Annotated in this window: 19 protein-coding genes and 2 tRNA genes; 12 read left to right on the forward strand and 9 right to left on the reverse strand. The window is 65.2% G+C overall.

The genetic code is table 11. The features are described from left to right. Positions 1-21: 21 nt before the first annotated feature. The gene (rpmH, locus tag ASD37_RS30960) at positions 22-165 is read right to left on the reverse strand and encodes a 50S ribosomal protein L34 (protein WP_079922433.1); all 144 of its coding nucleotides are present in this window, start codon (positions 163-165) and stop codon (positions 22-24) included. A 569-nt stretch (positions 166-734) separates the two neighbouring features. Between rpmH and dnaA the strand changes: the two genes are divergently transcribed. The 10 genes from dnaA (at position 735) to ASD37_RS13290 (ending at position 12806) form a co-directional block, all read left to right on the forward strand. Then, on the forward strand, positions 735-2219 hold the full coding sequence (gene dnaA, locus ASD37_RS13245) for a chromosomal replication initiator protein DnaA (RefSeq protein WP_056551461.1): 1485 nt from the start codon (positions 735-737) through the stop codon (positions 2217-2219). 551 nt (positions 2220-2770) lie between these two features. Further along, positions 2771-3973, forward strand: a complete 1203-nt coding sequence (gene dnaN, locus ASD37_RS13250) for a DNA polymerase III subunit beta (protein WP_056551463.1) — start codon at positions 2771-2773, stop codon at positions 3971-3973. A 31-nt stretch (positions 3974-4004) separates the two neighbouring features. Next, a complete protein-coding gene (gene gnd, locus ASD37_RS13255) occupies positions 4005-4898 on the forward strand; it encodes a phosphogluconate dehydrogenase (NAD(+)-dependent, decarboxylating) (protein ID WP_056551465.1) in 894 nt (297 codons plus the stop codon). 39 nt (positions 4899-4937) lie between these two features. Then, complete coding sequence (recF, locus tag ASD37_RS13260) at positions 4938-6098, forward strand: DNA replication/repair protein RecF (protein ID WP_056551467.1); 1161 nt, start codon at positions 4938-4940, stop codon at positions 6096-6098. After that, on the forward strand, positions 6095-6661 hold the full coding sequence (locus tag ASD37_RS13265) for a DUF721 family protein (RefSeq protein ID WP_056551469.1): 567 nt from the start codon (positions 6095-6097) through the stop codon (positions 6659-6661). Before recF ends, ASD37_RS13265 begins: the two co-directional genes overlap by 4 nt. 221 nt (positions 6662-6882) lie before the next feature. Then, entirely contained in the window at positions 6883-8907 is a 2025-nt protein-coding gene (gene gyrB / locus ASD37_RS13270) for a DNA topoisomerase (ATP-hydrolyzing) subunit B (protein ID WP_056551471.1), read from the forward strand. A gap of 36 nt (positions 8908-8943) precedes the next feature. Continuing rightward, positions 8944-11514, forward strand: a complete 2571-nt coding sequence (gene gyrA / locus ASD37_RS13275; protein ID WP_056551473.1) for a DNA gyrase subunit A — start codon at positions 8944-8946, stop codon at positions 11512-11514. 10 nt (positions 11515-11524) lie between these two features. Continuing rightward, positions 11525-12448: a DUF3566 domain-containing protein gene (locus ASD37_RS13280; protein WP_056551475.1), complete on the forward strand. Its 924-nt coding sequence runs from the start codon at positions 11525-11527 to the stop codon at positions 12446-12448. 68 nt (positions 12449-12516) lie between these two features. After that, positions 12517-12590 (forward strand) — tRNA-Ile (locus ASD37_RS13285). Positions 12591-12733: 143 nt separating this feature from the next. Then, positions 12734-12806 (forward strand) — tRNA-Ala (locus ASD37_RS13290). A 126-nt stretch (positions 12807-12932) separates the two neighbouring features. Here ASD37_RS13290 and ASD37_RS13295 read toward each other — a convergent pair. From ASD37_RS13295 to cwsA, 6 genes are all read right to left on the reverse strand, one after another. Then, complete coding sequence (locus ASD37_RS13295; protein WP_056551477.1) at positions 12933-13271, reverse strand: hypothetical protein; 339 nt, start codon at positions 13269-13271, stop codon at positions 12933-12935. Further along, positions 13252-13599, reverse strand: a complete 348-nt coding sequence (locus tag ASD37_RS13300) for a hypothetical protein (RefSeq protein ID WP_056551479.1) — start codon at positions 13597-13599, stop codon at positions 13252-13254. Before ASD37_RS13300 ends, ASD37_RS13295 begins: the two co-directional genes overlap by 20 nt. Further along, positions 13596-15188 (reverse strand): WXG100 family type VII secretion target, encoded by a 1593-nt coding sequence (locus ASD37_RS32260; RefSeq protein WP_082570127.1) that lies wholly within the window; start codon positions 15186-15188, stop codon positions 13596-13598. The genes ASD37_RS13300 and ASD37_RS32260 overlap by 4 nt, the downstream gene beginning before the upstream one ends. Continuing rightward, positions 15088-15387 (reverse strand): type VII secretion target, encoded by a 300-nt coding sequence (locus tag ASD37_RS13310; protein ID WP_056551483.1) that lies wholly within the window; start codon positions 15385-15387, stop codon positions 15088-15090. The genes ASD37_RS32260 and ASD37_RS13310 overlap by 101 nt, the downstream gene beginning before the upstream one ends. Before the next feature lie 365 nt (positions 15388-15752). Continuing rightward, positions 15753-15950 (reverse strand): hypothetical protein, encoded by a 198-nt coding sequence (locus tag ASD37_RS13315; protein ID WP_056551485.1) that lies wholly within the window; start codon positions 15948-15950, stop codon positions 15753-15755. Between the two features lie 116 nt (positions 15951-16066). Continuing rightward, positions 16067-16504, reverse strand: coding sequence for a cell wall synthesis protein CwsA (gene cwsA, locus ASD37_RS13320; RefSeq protein ID WP_056551487.1), 438 nt, complete (start codon positions 16502-16504; stop codon positions 16067-16069). An 86-nt stretch (positions 16505-16590) separates the two neighbouring features. On the opposite strand from cwsA, the gene ASD37_RS13325 reads away from it, so the two are divergent. Next, entirely contained in the window at positions 16591-17136 is a 546-nt protein-coding gene (locus tag ASD37_RS13325) for a peptidylprolyl isomerase (RefSeq protein ID WP_056551490.1), read from the forward strand. Positions 17137-17197: 61 nt separating this feature from the next. Here ASD37_RS13325 and ASD37_RS13330 read toward each other — a convergent pair whose 3' ends face one another. Both ASD37_RS13330 and crgA read right to left on the reverse strand, forming a co-directional pair. Beyond that, positions 17198-17617: a PH domain-containing protein gene (locus ASD37_RS13330; RefSeq protein ID WP_056551492.1), complete on the reverse strand. Its 420-nt coding sequence runs from the start codon at positions 17615-17617 to the stop codon at positions 17198-17200. A gap of 155 nt (positions 17618-17772) precedes the next feature. Beyond that, positions 17773-18057, reverse strand: coding sequence for a cell division protein CrgA (gene crgA / locus ASD37_RS13335; RefSeq protein WP_056551494.1), 285 nt, complete (start codon positions 18055-18057; stop codon positions 17773-17775). A gap of 100 nt (positions 18058-18157) precedes the next feature. On the opposite strand from crgA, the gene ASD37_RS13340 reads away from it, so the two are divergent. After that, entirely contained in the window at positions 18158-18901 is a 744-nt protein-coding gene (locus tag ASD37_RS13340) for a DUF881 domain-containing protein (protein ID WP_056551497.1), read from the forward strand. Positions 18902-18908: the final 7 nt, after the last annotated feature.

An 18908-nucleotide genomic window follows, 5' to 3' on the forward strand; every position in this document is an offset into this window, starting at 1 on the left:
CTGCTGTGGATCAGAGCAGGATCACGCAGTGAGTGAGCGACGGCCCTTAGTACGCCGGCCCGACACGATGGCGCGGCCTGCGCGCGTGCGCATCCGCAGCCGGAAGCCATGCACCTTGGCACGGCGCCGGTTGTTCGGCTGAAACGTCCGCTTGCCCTTGGCCACGGCTATATCTCCTCAATGTGTGCGACCACTCCCCTCGCGCACATGGAAACATGTCCGTCTGGAAGCAGCCGCGGTACGTACGCTTCGTTGGTCTCGCTTGCTAGCTCCGGCGCGTTAACCCGAGAATCCGAGTCGCAGCCGTATCGCCACGTTCGGGCGACTGTTCGAGGGTACTGACGAGATTTCCCTAGGTCAAACCTGCTTCTCCAGGTCCGATCCGACTCCCGATTTCGCCACTTGGTTCACACCTGTCACCATTGAATACACAGCCCGCCAGACGGTCACCGCAATGTTGCAGAACTGTTGGCACCCAGCAATAAACCTGTTAGCTTCTGCCAAGGCCATCTCAGACCGAGGCGGCGCTGGACGAAGAATCGAGGATGGCAGCCCAACCGCGAGCCCATGGTGTACTCGAGCACCGTGACGAGCCCCGGCAACGCCGCCTCCGCGCAAGAAAGCAACGACACAACGACCGGTGTCGGTTATCCACAATCTGTGGATAACCATGTGGACACTCGGTCATTGTCTATTCGGCCAACCCTGTCTGGCCACGAGGGGGAACTTCTCCGTTGACAGCAGACGCCGACCCGCCGTTCGTCGCAATCTGGAACGACGTCGTTGCTGAACTCAACGGTGACGTGCCCTCCGACGCCACTCCGGGCTTCACTTCCCCGAACCTGACCGCACAGCAACGAGCCTGGCTCAAGCTGGTCAAACCCCTCGTCATCGCCGAAGGGTTTGCTCTGCTGTCGGTTCCCACGCCCTTCGTCCAAAACGAGATCGAACGGCACCTTCGCGAACCGATCATCGCCAGTCTGAGCCGGCATCTCGGCGGACAGCGAATCGAGCTCGGGGTGCGCGTCGAGACTCCAGCCCCGGACTCCGAGCGGGACGACGAGATTCGTGCCGACGCCCTCCACGATTCCGACGAGGTCGACGAGGACCAAGAAGCCCTTGCCAGCGCCGAGGCGAGCTGGCCGGCCTACTTCACCAACCGGGCGCAGAGCTCGCCGTCGACCAACGACGTGAGCCTCAACCGTCGCTACACCTTCGACACGTTCGTCATCGGCTCGTCGAACCGCTTCGCCCACGCGGCCACCCTCGCCATCGCCGAGGCCCCCGCCCGCGCCTACAACCCGTTGTTCATCTGGGGTGAGTCCGGCCTCGGCAAGACACACCTCCTCCACGCGGCCGGCAACTACGCCCAGCGACTGTTTCCCGGCATGCGGGTGAAGTACGTCTCGACCGAAGAGTTCACCAACGACTTCATCAACTCTCTCCGTGACGACCGCAAGGCGTCGTTCAAACGCAGTTACCGCGACATCGACGTGCTGCTGGTCGACGACATCCAGTTCATCGAAGGCAAGGAAGGCATCCAGGAGGAGTTCTTCCACACGTTCAACACGCTGCACAACGCGAACAAGCAGATCGTCATCTCCTCTGACCGTCCGCCGAAGCAGCTCGCGACTCTGGAAGATCGCCTGCGTACCCGTTTCGAGTGGGGTCTGATCACCGACGTTCAGCCGCCCGAGCTGGAGACCCGGATCGCCATCCTGCGCAAGAAGGCGCAGATGGACCGGCTGGACGTGCCGGACGACGTTCTGGAGCTCATCGCCAGCAGCATCGAACGCAACATCCGCGAGCTCGAGGGCGCGCTCATCCGCGTCACCGCGTTCGCGTCGCTCAACAAGGCCGCGATCGACAAGACGCTCGCCGAAATCGTGCTGCGCGACCTGATCTCGGATGCGAACTCGATGCAGATCAGCATCGCCACCATCATGGCCGCCACCGCCGAGTACTTCGAGATCACCATCGAAGAGCTCCGTGGGCCCGGTAAGACCCGTGCGTTGGCGCAGTCGCGTCAGATCGCCATGTACCTGTGCCGGGAGCTCACCGATCTCTCGCTGCCGAAGATCGGTCATTCGTTCGGCCGTGACCACACCACGGTCATGTACGCGGAGCGCAAGATTCGCGGCGAGATGGCGCAGAAGCGTGAGATCTTCGACCACGTCAAGGAACTCACGACGCGGATCCGGCAGCGCTCCAAGCGCTGATCGTCGCCCGCAGCCTCTTCCTTCACCACTTTCGAGTCACATCTGGTGCTGTCGTGCGCCGAAAATCTGAGAATCTTCTGCCCCAGTCGCACCACGGGTCACATGAATGGCTCGTGGACTACTCGTGCGTCACTCGTGGACTAATGACGGACTTTCGGCGGCGCCGTCCACACACGAGCCAACCGTCCACAGCCCGCCAAATTACACACGCCGGTAGTCCACGAGTGACGCACGAGCGGACACCGCCTCCGACCTGCCAACCAACGCCTCGATCCACAGGTTGCACAGCACCTATTACTGTTACTCATCTATCAATCTATTTCCTTCTTTAAAAGAAGCACCTGGGGAACGAGCCCTGTGGGCCGTCCGGAGAACCGCCCTGGCGGGGCGCTTGTCACCGCGATCGATTAGCTTTCAACTTGAGGCCGGAGGCTCTACGGTGGGTCTTCGACAACCGGAACGGTCGTCGAACCGCAGCGTGGTGAAATGTCCGTAAGACACCCGTAGATCCGCTGCTCGTGCAAGTGGTGGGTTTTACCGAAGGGGACGCTATGGACGCGGCGACGACGACAATTGGTACCGATTTGAAGTTTCGGCTGGTGCGCGAAGACTTCGCGGACGCCGTGGCTTGGGTTGCCCGGATCCTTCCGACGCGGCCGACCGTGCCGGTGCTCTCAGGTGTGCTGCTGACCGGCTCCGAAGACGGTTTGACCATCTCCGGCTACGACTACGAAGTCTCGGCCGAGGTTCGTGTCGCGGCTGAAATCGCTTCTCCGGGAAGTGTTCTCGTCTCTGGGCGGCTGTTGTCCGACATCACGAAGTCGCTGCCGGCCAAGCCGGTCGACGTCACCGTCGAAGGCACCAGGGTTTCGCTGACCTGCGGCAGCGCACGTTTCTCGCTTCCCACGATGGCCGTCGAGGACTACCCCACGCTGCCGCAGCTGCCCGAGGAAACCGGTGTGGTGGCGTCGGACTTGTTCGCCCAGGCCATCAGTCAGGTCGCCGTCGCGGCCGGCCGTGACGACACACTGCCGATGCTGACTGGCATTCGGGTGGAGATCTCCGGCGACAAGGTCGTGCTGGCGGCCACCGACCGATTCCGTCTCGCCGTGCGCGAGCTCACCTGGACCACGAACACCGCCGACATCGAGGCCGCCGTTCTGGTACCTGCCAAGACTCTCGCCGAGGCGGCACGGGCCGGCACCGACGGTGCCGACGTCCACCTGTCCCTCGGTGCGGGTGCGGCCGTCGGCAAGGAGGGACTGCTCGGTATCCGGAGCAACGGCAAGCGCACCACGAGTCGCCTTCTCGACGCCGAGTTCCCGAAGTTCCGCCAGCTTCTTCCCGCCGAGCACACCGCCGTCGCCACGGTCGGGGTCGCCGAACTGACCGAGGCCATCAAACGTGTTGCGCTCGTTGCCGACCGCGGCGCCCAGGTCCGGATGGAGTTCACCGAGGACTCGCTGCGGCTGACCGCCGGTGGCGAGGACGCCGTGGGTCGCGCAGAGGAAGACCTGCCGGTGGAGTTCTCCGGTGAGCCGCTGACCATCGCGTTCAACCCGACCTATCTCACCGATGGGCTCGGCTCGTTGCACACTCCGAAGGTGACGTTCGGCTTCACGACATCCAGCCGTCCCGCGGTGTTGCGCCCGGCGGGTGATGATGGTGATTCGTACGTCGGTGCGAGTGGTCCGTTCCCGGCCGCCCAGACCGACTACGTGTATCTGTTGATGCCGGTCCGTCTTCCAGGCTGACCGGCCCTAACACCACGAAATAGAGGAGCACATGCAACTCGGGTTGGTCGGTCTCGGCAAAATGGGCTTCAACATGCGGGAACGCCTTCGCAAGGGCGAGCACGAAGTCATCGGATACGACCCCAGACCCGAGGTGACCGACGTTCCAGATCTGGCCGGACTTGCCTCGGCGCTCACCGCACCGCGCGTGGTGTGGGTGATGGTGCCCTCGGGCGAGATCACCACTGGAACCATCGCCGGTCTCGCCGAGGTACTCAGTCCGGGCGACATGGTCGTCGACGGTGGCAACTCGCGCTACACCGAAGACGAACCGCACGCCGCGTTGTTGGCGGAGAAGGGCATCGGCTTCGTCGACGCCGGTGTCTCCGGTGGCATTTGGGGTCTCACCGAGGGTTACGGCCTGATGGTCGGAGGCAGCGACGCCGACGTGGAGAAGGTCATGCCGATCTTCGACACGCTGCGTCCGCCGGGACCGCGGGAAGACGGATTCGTGCACGCCGGGCCCGTCGGAGCCGGTCACTTCGCCAAGATGGTTCACAACGGCGTCGAGTACGCCATGATGACCGCCTACGGCGAGGGTTACGAATTGCTTGCCGCATCAGACCTGGTCAAGAGCCCACAAGCGGTCTATCAAGCGTGGTCCAACGGGACCGTGGTCAGATCGTGGCTGCAGCAGCTGCTCGCCAAGGCGCTCAAGGAGGATCCGAAGCTCGCGGAGATCCGGGGTTACACCGACGATTCGGGTGAGGGTCGTTGGACCGTCGAGGAAGCCATTCGCCTCCGTGTCCCCGTTCCCGCGATTGCAGCGTCTCTGTTCGCGAGATTCCTTTCCCGACAAGACGATTCGCCGACCATGAAGGCCGTCGCGGCATTGCGCAACCAGTTCGGCGGCCACGCGGTCCAGCGGATCCACGAGTCGGGTTGATTCCTTGAGTTCGACGATGAAGCGGTGCGAGGCGGCTAGGTGTACGTACGTCAACTGGGTCTGACCGATTTTCGGTCCTGGTCACGACTTGAGTTGCTGCTGGAGCCGGGGCGGACGGTCTTCGTCGGCCCCAACGGCTTCGGCAAGACGAACATCGTTGAGGCCCTGTGGTATTCGTCGACTTTGGGTTCGCACCGGGTCGGCGCCGACGCACCGCTGATTCGGGCGGGCGCAGAGCGCGCCATCGTGTCGACCATCATGGTGAACGAGGGCCGGGAGCTGGCGGTCGACCTGGAGATCACCGCGGGCCGTGCCAACAAGGCGAGACTCAACCGCTCCCCCGTGCGCAGCGCCCGGGAAATTCTCGGCGCCATTCGCGCGGTGCTGTTCGCCCCGGAGGACTTGGCGTTGGTCCGCGGCGACCCCAGTGAACGCCGGCGCTACCTCGACGAGCTCGCCACGACCCGACGACCGTCGGTGGCAGGTGTGCGAGCGGACTACGACAAGGTTCTTCGCCAGCGAGCCGCTCTTCTGAAATCCGCTGCGGGAGCACGCTTTCGGGGCGACTCGAGTGCGCTGGACACACTCGACGTGTGGGATGGTCACCTCGCAGCGCAGGGAGCACGGCTCATCGCCGCCCGGGTGGCCCTGGTCAACATGCTGGCCCCGGAAGTCGAGAAGGCGTATCAACTTCTGGCTCCCGCGTCACGGCCGGCGTCCATCAGGTATCGCAGTTCGGTGGAGGCGGTAGAGGAAGAAGCCGCGACCGGCGCGCCCAGCGTGGAGGTCTTCGAGGTCGGACTCCTCGACGAGTTGGCCCGCAAGAGGTCCGCGGAGTTGGAACGTGGTGTGTGCCTTGTCGGTCCTCACCGGGATGATCTGGAGTTGCGTCTCGGGGATCAACCCGCCAAGGGATTTGCCAGCCACGGTGAGTCCTGGTCGACGGCGCTGTCGTTGAGATTGGCTGCCTATGAACTACTTCGGTCCGAGGGGTCGGATCCCGTGTTGTTGCTCGACGACGTGTTCGCCGAACTCGACAACGCACGTCGACGTGCGCTGGTCGAGGTGGCGTCGTCTGCGGAGCAGGTCTTGGTGACCGCCGCGGTGGCCGAGGACATCCCCCAGGATTGGGATGCGCGCAGGATCGTCGTCGGCATGCGAGACGACGACTCCGGTCGACTGTCCGAGGTGACGGAGTGACCGATCCGACCGACGACGAGCCCAAGGGTCCACCGCCCGAGCTCGCGCACATCAGGGGAATGGACCTGGTCCGGCGCACGCTCGAGGAGGCGCGTGGCGCGGCACGCAGTCAGGGAAAGGACGTCGGCCACGGGCGGACGTCGACGTCCTCTAAGCGGGTTCCGAACCGCGGCGGCCGCCGGAGATGGTCGGGCCCCGGGCCGGACGCGCGGGATCCGCAGACCCTCGGCTCGTTGACGTCGCAGTTGGCGAAGAGCAGAGGGTGGGCGCCGAAGGTCGCCGCGGGGTCGGTGTTCGGACAGTGGGAGACCGTCGTCGGAGAGCAGATCGCCGAGCACGCAAACCCGACGACGCTGCGCGACGGCATCTTGACAGTGGAGGCCGAGTCCACCGCGTGGGCAACCCAACTGCGGATGGTTCAGCCCCAGTTGTTGGCCAAGATTGCGGCTGCGGTCGGCGACGGCGTCGTCACCAGCCTGAAGATCGTCGGCCCGGCCGCCCCGACGTGGCGCAAGGGTAAGTACAACGTGCCGGGCCGCGGTCCGCGCGACACTTACGGATAGTGGATACCGGCGCGATCTGAGAGCGCCGACAGCGTGCGCAACCCCACGTTCGGTCGTCGGGACGCGTGCTTGGCTGTGAAATTCCGTGCACGGCTCATTTAGGTACATGAAACCGTCGCCTCAGAGTGGGTCCTGACGGTGGGTAAAGGTAGACTGGCCGAAGACTCGCGAGGAGCGCATCGCCTCCTCCCGCACGTGAACCCCAAGGAGACGCGTCCAACGTGGCTGCCCAGAACAATACTGAGTACGGCGCAGAATCGATCACCATTCTCGAAGGTCTCGAGGCGGTCCGCAAACGACCGGGCATGTACATCGGTTCCACGGGTGAGCGCGGCTTGCACCACCTGGTCTGGGAGGTCGTCGACAACGCGATCGACGAGGCGATGGCCGGCCACGCCACCAGGGTCGACGTCAAGATTCTCGGTGACGGCAGTGTTCAGGTCACCGACGACGGCCGCGGCATTCCGGTCGCGATGCACGCCACCGGCGTACCCACGATCGACGTCGTCATGACCCAGCTGCACGCCGGCGGCAAGTTCGGTGGCGAGAACAGCGGTTACAACGTCAGTGGTGGCCTGCACGGAGTCGGCGTCTCCGTCGTCAACGCGCTGTCCACCCGTCTCGAGGCCACCGTCCTACGCGACGGCTTCGAGTGGTTCCAGTACTACGACCGTTCGGTCCCCGGCACCCTCAAGCAGGGCGGTCCGTCTAAGAAGACCGGGACCACCATCCGGTTCTGGGCCGATCCGGACATCTTCGAGACCACCGTCTACGACTTCGAGACCGTCGCGCGCCGGCTTCAGGAGATGGCCTTCCTCAACAAGGGCCTGACCATCGATCTGATCGACGAGCGCGTCACCGCAGAAGACGTCGTCGACGACGTGGTCAGCGACACGGCGGAAGCGCCGAAGTCCGCGGACGAGAAGGAGGCGGAGGCCAAGGCCCCGCACAAGGTCAAGCACCGCACCTTCCACTACCCGGGCGGGCTGGTCGACTACGTCAAGCACATCAACCGTACGAAGACGCCGATCCAGCAGAGCATCATCGACTTCGACGGCAAGGGTCCCGGCCACGAGGTCGAGATCGCAATGCAGTGGAATGCAGGCTATTCCGAGTCGGTGCACACCTTCGCCAACACGATCAACACCCACGAGGGTGGCACGCACGAAGAGGGCTTCCGAAGCGCGTTGACGACGGTGGTCAACAAGTGGGCCAGGGACAAGAAGCTGCTCAAGGAAAAGGAACCCAACCTCACCGGCGACGACATCCGCGAAGGTTTGGCGGCGGTCATCTCGGTCAAGGTCAGCGACCCGCAGTTCGAAGGTCAGACCAAGACCAAGCTCGGCAACACCGAGGTCAAGTCGTTCGTGCAGAAGATCTGCAACGAGCAGCTCAGCCACTGGTTCGAGTCCAACCCGGCCGAGGCGAAGACGGTCCTGAACAAGGCCGTTCAGTCGGCGCAGGCCCGGATGGCCGCTCGTAAGGCGCGAGAGTTGGTGCGCCGCAAGAGCGCAACCGACATCGGTGGCCTGCCAGGCAAGCTCGCCGACTGCCGCTCGACCGACCCGCGGTTGTCGGAAGTGTATGTGGTGGAGGGCGATTCGGCCGGCGGCTCGGCGAAGAGTGGTCGCGACTCGATGTACCAGGCAATCCTGCCGTTGCGCGGCAAGATCATCAACGTCGAGAAGGCCCGCATCGACCGGGTGCTGAAGAACACCGAAGTCCAGGCGATCATCACCGCGTTGGGCACCGGCATCCACGACGAGTTCGACATCACCAAGCTGCGCTATCACAAGATCGTGCTGATGGCCGACGCCGACGTCGACGGTCAGCACATCTCGACGCTGCTGCTGACGCTGTTGTTCCGATTCATGAAGCCGCTCATCGAGAATGGGCACGTCTTCCTCGCACAGCCGCCGCTGTACAAGTTGAAGTGGCAGCGCAGCGATCCCGAGTTCGCCTACTCCGACCGCGAGCGCGACGGACTGCTGGAGGCGGGCAAGGCGGCCGGTCGCCGGATCAACACCGAGGACGGCATCCAACGGTACAAGGGTCTCGGCGAGATGGACGCCAAGGAACTGTGGGAGACCACGATGGATCCGTCCGCGCGGGTGCTGCGTCGAATCACGTTGGACGACGCCGCCGCGGCCGACGAACTGTTCTCCGTGCTGATGGGCGAGGACGTCGAGGCTCGTCGCAGCTTCATCACCCGTAACGCCAGAGACGTTCGCTTCCTTGACGTTTAACGGCCAGTATCCAAAGACGAATAGGGCTGACACACGATGACTGACACCACACTGCCGCCCGGCGGCGACGACGGCGCGATCACCGACCGCATCGAACCGGTCGACATCCAGCAGGAGATGCAGCGCAGCTACATCGATTACGCGATGAGCGTCATCGTCGGCCGTGCGCTCCCGGAGGTTCGAGACGGCCTGAAGCCGGTGCACCGCCGCGTGCTGTACGCGATGTACGACTCGGGCTTCCGTCCCGACCGCGGACACGCGAAATCCGCACGCTCCGTTGCCGAGACGATGGGCAATTACCACCCGCACGGTGACTCGTCGATCTACGACACCCTGGTCCGGATGGCCCAGCCGTGGTCGCTGCGGTATCCCCTGGTCGACGGGCAAGGCAACTTCGGCTCGCCCGGCAACGATCCGCCAGCCGCGATGCGGTACACGGAAGCGCGCCTCACGCCGCTGGCGATGGAGATGCTGCGTGAAATCGACGAGGAGACAGTCGATTTCATCCCCAACTACGACGGCCGGGTGCAAGAACCGACCGTCTTGCCGTCCCGCTTCCCCAACCTGTTGGCCAACGGCTCGGGCGGTATCGCGGTCGGCATGGCCACCAACATGCCGCCGCACAACCTTCGGGAACTCGCCGAGGCGGTGTTCTGGTGCCTCGACAACTTCGACGCCGATGAAGAGGCCACCCTTGCGGCGGTCACCGAGCGGGTCAAGGGACCCGACTTCCCCACCTACGGACTGATAGTCGGCTCGCAGGGCATCCACGACGCCTACACGACGGGCCGCGGCTCGATCCGCATGCGCGGTGTCGTCGAGGTCGAAGAGGACAGCAAGGGCCGCACGCTGCTCGTCATCACCGAGCTCCCCTATCAGGTCAACCACGACAACTTCATCACCTCGATCGCCGACCAGGTGCGTGACGGCAAGCTCGCCGGCATCTCCAACATCGAGGACCAGGGCAGCGACCGGGTCGGCATGCGGATCGTCGTCGAGGTCAAGCGCGACGCCGTGGCCAAGGTGGTCCTGAACAACCTCTACAAGCACACCCAGCTGCAGACCAGCTTCGGCGCCAACATGCTGTCGATCGTCGACGGTGTGCCTCGCACGCTGCGGATCGACCAGCTGATCCGCCTCTACGTCGTGCACCAGTTGGACGTCATCGTCCGCCGCACCATCTACCGGTTGCGCAAGGCGAACGAACGAGCCCACATCTTGCGCGGCTTGGTCAAGGCGCTCGACGCGCTGGACGAGGTCATCGCGCTCATCCGGGCGTCGGCGAACGTCGACGTCGCGCGGGCCGGCCTGATCGAGCTGCTGGACGTCGACGACATCCAGGCGCAGGCGATCCTCGACATGCAGCTGCGGCGGCTGGCCGCCCTGGAACGTCAGCGCATCGTCGACGACCTGGCCAAGATCGAGGCCGAGATCGCCGACCTCGAGGACATCCTCGCCAAGCCGGAGCGGCAGCGGAAGATCGTCCACGACGAGCTCGCAGAACTGGCCGAGAAGTACGGCGACGACCGTCGCACCCGGATCATCCCGGCCGACGGCGACGTCGCCGACGAGGACCTCATCGCCCGCGAAGAGGTCGTCGTCACCATCACCGAAACCGGGTACGCCAAGCGCACCAAGTCCGACCTGTACCGCAGCCAGAAGCGCGGCGGCAAGGGCGTGCAGGGAGCGGGTCTGAAGCAGGACGACATCGTCCGGCACTTCTTCGTGGGCTCCACCCACGACTGGATCCTGTTCTTCACCACCCAGGGCCGCGTCTATCGGGCGAAGGCCTACGAACTACCCGAGGCGTCACGGACGGCCCGAGGCCAGCACGTCGCGAACCTGCTGGCGTTCCAGCCGGAGGAGCGCATCGCGCAGGTCATCCAGATCAAGTCTTACGAGGACGCGCCGTACCTGGTGCTCGCCACCAAGAACGGTCTGGTCAAGAAGTCCAAGTTGACGGACTTCGACTCGAACCGCTCCGGCGGCATCGTCGCGGTCAACCTCCGTGACGGCGACGAGCTCGTCGGCGCCGTGCTGTGCTCGGCCGAAGAGGATCTGCTGCTGGTCTCGGCAAAGGGCCAGTCGATCCGGTTCTCGGCCACCGACGAGGCGCTGCGGCCGATGGGCCGCGCCACCTCCGGCGTGCAGGGCATGCGGTTCAACGAAGAAGACCAGCTGCTGTCGCTGAACGTGGTCCGTGAGGGCACCTACCTCCTGGTGGCGACGTCGGGTGGTTACTCCAAGCGGACGGCCATCGACGAGTACACCCCGCAGGGGCGTGGCGGCAAGGGCATCCTGACGATCCAGTACGACCCCAAGCGTGGCACTCTGGTCGGAGCGTTGATCGTCGACGAGGACACCGAGCTCTACGCCATCACCTCGGGTGGGGGCGTCATCCGGACCGTGGCACGCCAAGTGCGCAAGGCCGGGCGGCAAACCAAGGGCGTGCGCTTGATGAACCTCGGAGATGGCGACACACTGATTGCCGTCGCCCGCAACGCCGACGAGGACGCCTCTGACGACGTCGTAGAAGGCGTCGTAGACGGAGTTGCCGAAGACGTCGTCGATGTCGTCGACGACGACTCACAGACTGACCCGAGCTAAGGAGCCGTAGGTGGGTTCACCGAACGAACCTGGACCACCGCGCACCGGCGACGGTTCAGGTAGTACGAACGGCGCTCACGAAGCCGGCCCGGGGAACGGTGCCGGGTCGACCGGTGAGGTTCCGCCGTGGCAGCGGGGAACCGCGGCACGGCCCAGGCAGCCAGATGGTCCACGGGCCGGTGCGGCGGCTGGTCACCAGGGTGGCGGCTCGCCAGGCGCCGATGCCCGGCTCAACCGGTTCATCTCGGGTGGGCCTGCCACGGGTCCGGCGCAGGGTGCTCCCCCACGTGAGTCGGCGCCGCCGCGTGAGTCGGGTCCAGGACGGGAGTCCGCTCCGGCACCGGCGCGCGACTCGGCGCCCGCACGGGAGTCCACTCCGACGAAGACCGACGCCGCACCGCCCAATCGCAACGAGCCGGCCCGGTCGGAGGCCTACGCGAGCGAGCTCCCCGACCTGTCGGGTGTCGCCCCTCGTGGGCCACGCAAGCCAGCGGCCGAGCGGACGGCCGTCGAGCCCTCTTCGCGGTCCTCGGCGCCCGCCACGCGCGCGTCGGCGGGCAGCCGGTCCCAGGGGCCGGTGCGAGCGAGCATGCAGATCCGGCGGTTCGATCCGTGGAGCGTGCTGAAGGTCTCGCTGGTGCTGAGCGTGGCGCTGTTCTTCGTCTGGATGATCGCCGTCGCGTTCCTGTACTTGGTGCTAGGCGGCATGGGTGTGTGGACGAAGCTGAACAGCAACGTCGGCGACCTGCTCACCAGTGCCAGCGGCAGCGGTGGCGAATTGGTCTCCAGCGGAACGATTTTCGGCGGCGCAGCCCTCATCGGTCTGGTCAACATCGTGCTTCTGACGGCGATGGCGACGTGCGGTGCGTTCATCTACAACCTGACCACCGACCTCGTCGGCGGCGTCGAGGTGACCCTCGCCGACAGGGACTGAACACCCGCGGTTTGGGGCGATGGCAGTGGTTGCGGTAACCTCGTCCCTCGGCCGTCGTATGTGAATACGGGCCTGTAGCTCAGGTGGTTAGAGCGCTTCGCTGATAACGAAGAGGTCGGAGGTTCGAGTCCTCCCAGGCCCACGGTTTGCCTTACCGAGAGAGGGTGCACTGTGAGAGTTTTCGTAGTGCTCACCCTTCTCGTCGCGGGGGTGGTGGTCGTCAGATCCCGCAACCGCGTCGAGGTGTGGCATGTGGCCGCCGATCAGCCAAGCTGATCACCAAGAGGGGCCTTAGCTCAGTTGGTAGAGCGCTGCCTTTGCAAGGCAGATGTCAGGAGTTCGAATCTCCTAGGCTCCACAATCATTCTTCTCCCCGTCTGGGGACTGTGTTGCTCACGGCGCTGGGGTGATGTCGGCGAGTACGGCGTCAACATCTGATGACGGTCTGCACTGGTCCGTCAACACGGACCGACGCCAGTGGCAGCTAGACGAGGCCAGCCGCCCGCGCAGCGAGATAAGCCGGGATCAGAATCACGAGCGTTAGCGGCGCCGCAGTGCAGCCCGCCAGCATGCCGCGCCCGACCTGAGCCCCCGATCCCCGCCCTCGCGTTAGGCCCCAGCCGGCAAGTGCCGTGAGGAGGACTGCCGGACCCACCGTGACCGGAACGAAGTACCAGGCGAGCAGCGAAACTGCGGTGAGGAATTCGAGGCCCAGGATGGTGACGACGGCCGCGATGAAACCAGGAGCGCCATAGCGTCCGCTGACTGCAACGGGCGGCTCGACCGGTGGGCCGACTCGTCCGTCAGAGAAGCCAGAAGGCATATGTCACCGCTCCGATCAGGACGATGGCAGCGCACGCAGCCGTGCTGAGCCCGACCCCCCTGGCCGCCCCCGCGTCACGGAAGAGAAGCCCGACTGCGGCGCCGAGAGAGAACACCACGGCGATGCCAGTCGCGCCGAGCACGGCCACACGCGGAGCATGTTCAGCGTCGGCCACGACTGACCACCGACCCAGCAGCCATATGGAGATCAGCAACAGTCCGAGAATCACCTGAATGACGACCGGCGCCGAACGGGTCGCGAGGGTCCACGTGCGATCGTCGAATCTTCGGGCTCGGACCGTCGACGGCGGAGGGGATGCCTCGCTCACATCGGCACCCCTCCGGTTGTCGGCGGCGCTGCCGACGGCGGGTCGTCGACGGTCCCGAACGCAGTGCCGGGCAACGGGGTTGGGACGTCATACTTTGGGTTCCATCCCCCGGTGTCGAAAGGTGCAAAGGCCTTGCCACCGGTTCCGACGTCATGGTGAAACGGAAGGTTGGTCATGGGGCCCTGCTGGCCGCCGTGCGCAGCGGGGTCGATGAGAACAGTGTGTGAGCTCCCGTCCGGCATGTCCTGATACACCTCCATCGACGGGTAATCCGTCCGCGTTCCGTTGATTTGTACGCCATCAGGGCCCGGGGTGAACACGAGGTCACCGTTGACGGTGACCTCGTGGCCCTGGAATGGACCCGTCGGGTCTCGAGTGATGTCGGGTGCGAACGGGTTGCCGGAATCGTAGGCGATGCGCACCGTGCCGTCGGGAAGCTGCGTGACCGTACCGGTTGGGCTTCCGCATCTGACTTCGCCCGACGAGCCGTCCGAGTTCTCGAGCACGGACGGATTCTGACGCATCACGACGATGCCGTTCTCGTAGTCGACGGTGGTGGTGACCTTGGTGTCTTCGGGGTCGAAGTTGGCGTCGGGTCCGCGATTGTTGCCAAGGTCGTGTGTCCAGGGTGGCGATGAGCGGACCTCTCGGTCCGGGATCCACTGCGAGGACCGTACGACGCCCTGACCGGGAACCGGTTCGATCCGGACGACCCGCACCTCCGGAGGGTGCCCGTCGAACTTCGGCCCGTAACTGTTGGGGTCGAGGGAAGCAGCCGTCGTCCAGTCGGACTTCGAAGTGGGGTCTCGTCCAAAGACTTCTCGGAACGCCTGCTCTTGGTTGTGCCGACGCTCGCTCTCGTCGGGTATGCCGGGTCCGTCGGTGTGTGGGCTCAACGGTGCATCGAACAGCTGTAGCGCCGGGGAACCGAGGCCGGTGACGGCCGTGCGAAGGCGTTGGCTGAGGCGTCGATCCTCGGTGTCGAAGTCGGCCAGCAGGGTTTTGACCGCCATCGAATTAGACGCGGCCAAGTGCCTGAGAAGCATGGCATTCACGGGGCTGGTCTTGGCGTACTGCTCCAGTGAACTTCCGGGACGCACGGACACCGATCCGTCCGGACTGATCTGCCAGCCCTGAGAGTTCAACCGACTCACTGTCTCCACCAACGTAAGCCGAGTCTGGGCGAGCTGCGTACCGCTGTCGTTCAGGTCGCGCTGAACCTGTGTCATGGCCGCGTGGATCTGCTGCATGCGCTGCAGCGTTGGCGCGGCCTTCGCAAGCGCGGCCTCGGAGGCCGCGCCTTCCCAACCGTTACGGAGTCCGTCGAGTGTGGCGCGCTGCTTGTCGAGCTGGGAGGACAAGCGCGATGCCTTGGTATCCAATTCTTCGGCGGACTGGATGAGCGCGCTGGGCCGGGACCCTTCTACCTGAGAGGTGGTCACCGGCACGGTGCGGTCCGATTTGCGACAGGCGCATCCGGATGAATGGTCATTCCATCTGCTTGTCGAGACCACGGCCGAACTGTTCATCGGTCTGGTGATAGTGGTCCGCTGCGGCGGCGAGCTTGGCTGAATGTGCTGCCAACTCATCGTGCAGGCGGCGGGTCTCGTCGTCGAAGACCGAACCCGTCGCGTGGCACGCTGCCCCCGTGAGCAGACCAGGCATCCCGGCGCCGGCGTTGGTCATCGATTGTCCGGCGTCCAAACCGGACACGAACGAGCTAACGTCGTACTGAGCCTGCGCAGCGTCTCGCAGCCTGGTGGGGTCCACCCGCAACGTCGCTCCCATGGCCTCAATTCTAAGACCCCTTCCGCGCGGCTCGGAGCAGTGATAAGAAGATCGACGGGCGCGAACACTTGACCACGTTCAGCGTCGGGCGCGGCGCCTAGTCCGTCTATTTTTGGTGGTCGACGAGACTTGCTGCCCCTCATCGACACGCCGGGGGCGGCGCCGACGATCTCCAATCTTATTGGTTCACAGCGTGTTTCGTGTCGTGGGGCAGCAGCATACGGATTGGACCGCGACAAGCGCTCATCCTCTAGCCGACCCGGAAACGCCCAGAGCGCTTCCCCAACAAGGGATATGCGCCACGACGATGGAGTCAGCCTCCGTCAATGCCACAGTTAGACCCTCGTACCAGCGCAAAACCACACCTACCGCTGCAGCGCCTCGATGAGGGCGAAGCGGACGCGAGCCACGATCGCATTGCTCGCACGGCAGATTCCAGGCTGCTGCGAGGTGGCGTAGACGATTACGCCGTCCTCCCCCAGCGTCCACCCGCCCGAGGCGTCGACGGTCATGTAGGGGCCACGATGGGCGTCGAAGAGGTGCACCGTCCACGGCGAGTCCAACAAGCCCTGCTGACGCGCCAGGAAGGTGACGTCGACGACGTTGCGCGCGAGCGCGTCCCAATTGGCCCGCTCGCGAATCAGATTCGCCGCAGCGAATGCCCGGTCGTCCTGCGAATTCAGGGCCGGGGCGTGGCGTCGACGCTCGGTGGCAGCGGTGACGGGTCGGGCTGCGTCGAGCGCCTGATGATGGAGAACGACACCGCGCCGACGGCGAGGACGGCCACGCCCACTCCGATCACCACGGCCGGCTTGGGGCGACGCTTGGTCCGGCGGGCCTTCTTCAACGCGTCGGGAAGGCTGGTGACGGCTTCCTGAGCGGCCGCGAGCTCGTTGGCGATGGCTTCCTGGGCGGCGGCGAGATCCTTCGTCAGCTGGCTCTTGAGCCGGTCGCGGCGGTAACGGTTGGCGACCCACCCCACCGATGAACGCGTCGAGTTCAGCGCGACGCCGACCGCTCCCCTCGTCACGTCGACGGGGCCGACCGTCGAGTACTTCAAACCGCGGGCGAGGCGTGCCGACGGTGACAATCTGGCGACACTGGTCGAAGAGCTCATGCATGGGCCTCTCTGCGGGGAACGTTCGGCGACCACCCTATTGCGTGCCCCATTGGAGGGGGCGGAACTCGCTCGTGAAACGCGAAATGGCACACTGGCATCCCGTGACGAGTCCCATACAGACAGCAACCGCGACCCTGCACACCAACCGCGGTGACATCAAGATCGCGCTCTTCGGAAATCACGCCCCCAAGACCGTCGCGAACTTCGTCGGTTTGGCCCAGGGCACCAAGGATTACAGCACCGAGAACGCGTCGGGCGGCACCGAGGGCCCGTTCTACGACGGCGCAGTGTTCCACCGCGTCATCTCCGGCTTCATGCTCCAGGGCGGCGACCCCACGGGCACCGGACGCGGCGGACCCGGCTACCAGTTCGCCGACGAGTTCCACCCCGAGCTGGCCTTCGACAAGCCGTACCTGCTGGCCATGGCCAACGCGGGCCCCGGCACCAACGGCTCGCAGTTCTTCATCACCGTGGGCAAGACGCCGCACCTGAACCGCAAGCACACCATCTTCGGTGAGGTCGTCGACCCCGATTCGCAGGCCGTCGTCGACGCCATCGGCAGCACGCCGACGGGCCCGGGCGACCGCCCGACCGAGCCGGTCGTCATCGACTCGATCACCATTTCCTGACCCAGTTCCCACCGATGCGCCCCGCGGGTGAATCTCGCGGGGCGTTGTCGTGTGCGGGTGGCTACCTGCCCGCGTAGCCGGCGGCGGTCAACGCGTCGAGGACGTCGAGCGGGTCGGTGCCGAGATCCCATCGAGTGAACACCAGCAGACGGTCGTCGGCGACGGTGTCGATCTCGAGCAGGCGCACCTTCCGTCCGATCCGACGGAACTCCGTGATCCGGATCTTCGCGACGTCGCTGCGGCCGAAGACGTGAGTGCCGAACCAGCCGCGCACGGCGAGCCCGGCGTCGGTGATTGCCAGTTTTGGCCTGGCTCGCCAGGACATGCCCGCAAACGTCAGCAGACCCACTGCGGCAATGCCGGCAAGAACACGTCCCGGCACGTCTGTGACTAGGGTCACAGCGGCGACGGCCATGGTTAGGCCGATGGCGCCTGCGACGGCAATGCCCCCGGTCGAGGGACCCCAATTAGTTTGCTGCATCGGGTCTGACCACCCCATATGCGTGCTTGATCAAGTTATCCACAGGTGCTATCCCCAATGGGGATGAATCACATCCATGTGATTGGGTGACGAGCAGGTTGCCGACAGGAGAACGTGACGCAACGACGGCGGATCGATCCTGGTCGTGGAACAGGTCATCGCCAACGCATCGTGAGCAACAGCCCGGTAATCATGAAGGCAAACGCGATCGCGTAGTTCCACTGCGCCAGATTGGCCATCCAGGCGAGGAAGCTGGGAGCGTCGACGGGGTTGGTCGCGGCGAGCTGGAACACCAACAACCACACCAGGCCGAGCAGCATCAGGCCGACGAACAACACCACGAACCAGATGCTCGACGGGCCAACCTTGACCTTGACCGGCGTCCGACTGACGGGGCTGATCGTGAAGTCGTTCTTCTTGCGAACCTTGGACTTGGGCATGGTTACCTTCGGGCAGTTGGCGCCACGCGAGCTATGCGGTGCGACGATGGAGCGGATGCAACCCAGAGCCTAACGCAGCACCTTGCGGGGAGGAGAAACCATGGCTCGTGCGGGCCGGTCCCCGTGGCGTTTCGGCGTGCCCGTCGTCTGCCTTTGTGCCGGGTTGTTGTTGGCGACCACCCACACCGTGTCCGGCGGCAGCGAGATCCGGCGCAGCGACGCCCCCCGACTCGTCGACCTCGTCCGGGATGCCCAGGCGTCGGTCGACGGACTGTCCGCGCAGCGTGAACGGCTGGTCGACGAGGTCGACAACCACCACGGCGGCAACGCGTCGGCTGCGCTCACCGCGCTGACCCAGCGGGCCGACGCGCTGACCGCCGACGCCGGTCTGGAGGCTATGCACGGGCCCGGACTGGTGGTCACGCTCAACGACGCCCAGCGCGACGCCGAAGGCCGGTTCCCCGGTGACGCGTCGGCCGACGACCTCGTCGTCCACCAACAGGACATCGAGGCGGTCCTGAACGCGATGTGGAGCGCGGGCGCGGAAGCCATCCAAATGCAGGATCAGCGCATCATCGCCACCTCCGCTCCCCTGTGCGTCGGCAACACCCTTCTGCTGAACGGCCGCACGTACAGCCCGCCGTACGTGGTCACCGCGATCGGCGACGCCTCCGCGATGGAGGCGTCCCTCGCCGCGTCGCCGATGGTCGAGCTCTACAAGAGGTACGTGCTTCGGTTCGGGCTCGGCTATACCGAGGAACGTCAGACCGACGCGAACGTCGTGGCCCATCCCCCGGCGGTGCGCATGCGCTACGCGAAGCCGGCGGGCCCGCTCGGATACTGAGCCCAGT

The organism is Mycobacterium sp. Root135, assembly GCF_001426545.1.
In the GTDB taxonomy this organism is placed as follows: Bacteria; Actinomycetota; Actinomycetes; order Mycobacteriales; family Mycobacteriaceae; genus Mycobacterium.